This window comes from Limnospira sp. (assembly GCF_051859755.1).
In the GTDB taxonomy this organism is placed as follows: domain Bacteria; phylum Cyanobacteriota; class Cyanobacteriia; order Cyanobacteriales; family Microcoleaceae; genus Limnospira; species Limnospira fusiformis.
Genome location: NZ_JBIMLI010000410.1, coordinates 1 through 573 on the forward strand (window position 1 = coordinate 1; position 573 = coordinate 573).

Genomic DNA, 573 nt, shown 5'->3' on the forward strand with positions numbered 1-573 from the left:
GTTCCTTCAGATTATTTTCTGAAAGATATGTTAACTCAGTATGAGTTTCAAGCCGGACAACAATATGAGTTTACGGTACGTTCAGATGATGGTTTTAGAATAGCGGCTCGTCCAATTGATAGTGAAAATTGGGAATTTATAACTCGTAATGATTGGGAATGGGAAACCGCTTATGACACCAGAACATATACTTTTACTCCACAACAAAATGGTGAGTATGTGATTTATGTTGAATATTCTGAAATCCAAGAAGTTGCTTACTTTGATTTAACTTGGAATCCCGTATTAACTGATGACACTAATGGTCAATCAACCGATCACACTAATAATGAACCGATAAACTTGCGAGATAACTGGCGTATAAATATTTATGACTGGAGTAATGATGATTCTATCACTGTAGTAGAGGATAAAACCGTTTCCAATATTAGAAGTGATGGCAATATAGGTTTTTCAGAAAATTGGGGTTGGGATAGTCCCGATGTTGGTAATGGACGTTATGTAGGCAACGATTTAAATCAAACCGTTCCTTCGGATTATTTTCTGAAAGATATGTGGACTCATTATGAGTTT

General features: G+C 35.6%; 1 protein-coding gene. It reads left to right on the plus strand.

Annotated features, from left to right (window positions below; translation table 11 throughout):
* Nucleotides 1-27 precede the first annotated feature (27 nt).
* Nucleotides 28-573, plus strand: a 546-nt coding sequence (locus ACTIE0_RS24930; RefSeq protein ID WP_439517084.1) for a hypothetical protein, incomplete at its 3' end; no start/stop codon positions are given.